We start from the raw sequence: 3,428 nt of genomic DNA, 5'->3' as shown, positions 1-3,428 counted from the left end.
GCTGGCACCGGCGCTGCTGGCGGCGGGGATCGGCGTGCTCGCGGTGGTCGCGACGAGCGGCGCGCAGCCGGCGAGCTGGCCGACCTGGGTGGGCACGACCATGCTCTACGCTGCCGTCGTGCTCGGCTGCTACGCCGCTTCGCACGGCCATGTCCGCCGCACCCTGGCGGTGCTGCTCGATCGCGGGCCGGTATCGGTGCCGGCTACAGGTACGTAGCGGGCACGAAGCGGCCGGTCGCGAACACCGCCTGCGTCTTGGCGGCGCGGACGATGCCGACGCGGTAGTCGACGCCCGCCGCTTGCAGCCGATCGTGCACCGCCGTGACCGTGTCCTGCTCGCCGGCGCGCTCGGCATCGTCGAGGATCAACGCGAAGTCGGCGGGCGGATCGTCGAGCATCGCGAGGATGCCGCGACGCGAGTGGCGCGCCGTCCCGACCGGTCCGTCGCAGACGACGACGTCGAAGGTGCGGCCGGTCTTTGCCGCCTGCCAGTCATAGGTCATCGCCATGCGACCATCGATCGTCACCTGTCGCAACGGCGTCACCATCAACTCGTGCCCGACCTGGGCACCGATCCGCGCGCCCCAGTCGGCGTCGTGCTCAAGGGTCAACACGTCGCCGACCAGCTGCCGCCGTTGCAGCATAGACCAGAGCAGGCTGCTCTGGCCCGCACCGATATCGAGCACGGAGGCGGGGCGGAGCTCGACCCCGATCCGCAGGATGAGGTACAGCAGGCTGTAATTGGCGGCCCCACCGGTCGGGAAGAAACGGTCCTCCTCGCCGAGCCGCGCCAGTTCGCGCAGGAAGAGGTCGCGGTAGATGACCTCCAGCGCCGGCTCGATCGCGAACGGATCGGGCCGGCGGGTCAGGCGGCGGAGGTGGCGCAGGCTCGGCATCTCAGCGCGCCGCCGCGACGGACTGCGGCGGCGACGGCCGGGTGGCGAGCAGCCGGGCGAACCCCATTGTCATCGGCCGCTCGATCCAGCGATAGGCTGCCAGCGCGATCGCCAGCGCCGCCGCCACCGTTACGAGGACCAGCAGCCAGCCCGGTGTCCCGCGCACCGCCGGCAGCTTCTGCGCAAGCTTCTCCATCGCGATCAGCGCGACGGGATGGAACAGGTAGAGCGAGTAGGACGCGTCGCCGATCCGCGTGAACGGCAGGCCAACGCGCGGCAGCCGCGGCTCGCCGCCCAGCACCGCCGCCGCCAGCACCGCCGCGATCGGCAGCCCCGCCCAGACGACGCGCGGCCAGGCATTGGCCACCGTCATCCCGGTCGCGCCGTTGAAGAGGTGGGTAGGATCGGCGAGCAGCACGCCGACCCCCAACACCGCCAGGAGCGCGCGGATCGGTATGGGGAGGATCGTCCCCTGCGCCACCAGCGCGCCGACTGCCACGCCCAGGCCGAAGTCGAGGATGATCGGCCGCGTCCAGAACCATGCCGGTGACGCGCCGCTCATCCCCAGCCCGAGCCCGACGCACGCCGCCAGCAACAGGCCGATCGCCGTCAAGGCCGCTTTCCTCCGCCAGCCGATGACCAGCGCGAGTATCGCGTAGAAGAACATCTCGTAATTGAGGGTCCACCCCAGGTCGAGCACCGGGAACAGCCGTCCGTCGCCATAGGTGTCGACCGGGATGAACAGGTAGGACGCCAGGACCGCGCCCGCTGACGGAAAACGGTCGCCCCCCTTCATCGTCGCCAGCGCTAGCAGCGCCAGGAACATCGTCGTGACCGCCCAGTATAGCGGCACGATCCGGACCAGCCGCCGCCGGAGGAACTCCGCGCGCGCGCCAGCCCGGCCGAACAGCCGCGCCGACGCGTGCACCATGATGAAGCCCGAGATGACGAAGAACAGGTCTACGCCCGCACCCCAGGGCACCAGGGTCGACCGCGCGAACACGCCGCCGTTCGCGACGACGACGGCCGCCACCGCGCTCTGGCTATGGCCGATCACTACCATCAGCGCCGCGACCCCGCGCAGGACCTGGACCGTCCACAGGGTCGCGGTCGGCGACGGCACCACCGCCCCTGCCGGGTGCACCCTCGCGGCGAGGCGGTCCTGCTGGTCCATACCCTCTTCCGACCACAGGCGTCGCAGGACCGATGCGTCAATTGACGCAAGCAGCCGAGCCGCCCGGCATTACCCCGAGACGGTGGGCTGCCGCGTCAACGTCCACCCGCAGGAACCCGAAGACATGCGTATTCTCCATGTGGCGGAGTCCGCCAAGGGCGGCGTCGGCACCTATCTGGCGGAGATCCTGCCCGACCAGGCACGCCGCTATGGCCAGGACAGCGTGCGTGCGCTCGTTCCCGCGCAACATGCCGGCCATATCAGCGGCGTTGATCGCCAGCTGTTGAGGACGTTTCGCCGCCGCGAGCGATCGCCGGTCGGCGTGGCGGCGCTGGCCATCGCGATCCGCCGCGAGATCGCGCAGTTCCGCCCGGCGGTGGTGCACGCTCATTCGAGCATCGCGGGGGTGGTCCTGCGGCTTCTCTACGGCTGGACGAAGCCGCCGTTCCGGATCGTCTATTGCCCGCATGGCTGGGCGTTCGATCGGCGATCCTCGGCGGTGAAGCGGCGGATCATCGAACGGATCGAGCGCAGCCTGGCCCCCGCCGCCGATCGCATCGTCATGATCTCCGAGCATGAGCGGGCCGAGGCCCTGCGCATCGGCATCGCCTCCGAGCGGCTGGCGCTTGTTCTTAACGGCATCGCCGACCTGCCGCCGGCGCGACCCGCCCGCTGGGACGGCGAGCGGACCCGGGTGCTGTTCGTCGGCCGGCTCGACGCGCAGAAGGGCTTCGACACGCTGCTCGACGCCGCCGCACCGATCGAGGACCGCGTGTCGCTGCGCGTCATCGGCAAGGCCATCGCCGGGCCCGCCGCGATCCCGCGCCCGCATCGTGCCCATGTCGACTATCTCGGCTGGCGCTCGCTAGCCGAGGTCTCGACCGAGATTGCGGCGGCGGACGTGGTGGTGGTGCCCTCGCGCTGGGAAGGGTTCGGGCTGGTCGCGCTGGAGGCGATGCGCGGCGGCTGCGCGGTGGTCGCCTCCGCGGTCGGCGGCCTGCGCGAGATCGTCGCCGACGGCGAAACCGGCTATCTGGTCGAGCCCGACAATCCGGAACGGCTGATGACCGTCCTCGCCCGCCACGACCGCGAGGGCTGGCGGGCGATGGGGACGGCCGGGCGCGCGCGCTACGAAGCGATGTTCACCGCCGACCGGATGAACGCCGAACTGGCGGCCCTTTATGCCGAGCTGGTCACCCCGGCCGCACCGGCCACGTCGGGCAGCGTCCGTACCGCCTATGCGTAACGGCCGGGCGATCGTCCTGTCGGACTATATCGGCGGGGAAGGCCCGGCCAGCGGCGGCGCAGGCCATGCGGCGCTCGACAGCTATCGCGCGCTGCGGGCGGCCGGCGTCGAG

Annotated in this window: 4 protein-coding genes; 2 read left to right on the top strand and 2 right to left on the bottom strand. The window is 71.3% G+C overall.

The window, feature by feature from the left end; translation table 11 throughout:
- A partial coding sequence (locus HUU96_RS13455; RefSeq protein WP_217430331.1) for a hypothetical protein occupies nt 1-217 on the top strand: 217 nt, incomplete at its 5' end.
- Here the strand turns inward: HUU96_RS13455 and HUU96_RS13450 are convergent.
- Both HUU96_RS13450 and HUU96_RS13445 read right to left on the bottom strand, forming a co-directional pair.
- Nucleotides 204-896 (bottom strand): hypothetical protein, encoded by a 693-nt coding sequence (locus HUU96_RS13450; RefSeq protein WP_174293265.1) that lies wholly within the window; start codon nt 894-896, stop codon nt 204-206. The two genes, HUU96_RS13455 and HUU96_RS13450, sit on opposite strands and share 14 nt — an antisense overlap.
- A 1-nt stretch (nt 897) precedes the next feature.
- The gene (locus HUU96_RS13445) at nt 898-2,070 is read right to left on the bottom strand and encodes an acyltransferase family protein (protein ID WP_174293264.1); all 1,173 of its coding nucleotides are present in this window, start codon (nt 2,068-2,070) and stop codon (nt 898-900) included.
- Nucleotides 2,071-2,194: 124 nt separating this feature from the next.
- Between HUU96_RS13445 and HUU96_RS13440 the strand changes: the two genes are divergently transcribed.
- Nucleotides 2,195-3,316, top strand: coding sequence for a glycosyltransferase (locus HUU96_RS13440; protein ID WP_174293263.1), 1,122 nt, complete (start codon nt 2,195-2,197; stop codon nt 3,314-3,316).
- Nucleotides 3,317-3,428 lie beyond the last annotated feature (112 nt).

The organism is Sphingomonas bacterium, assembly GCF_903644135.1.
Classification (GTDB): Bacteria; Pseudomonadota; Alphaproteobacteria; order Sphingomonadales; family Sphingomonadaceae; genus Sphingomonas.
The sequence above is the reverse complement of the archived record's forward strand: the minus strand, read 5'-3'. Positions and strand labels throughout refer to the sequence as shown.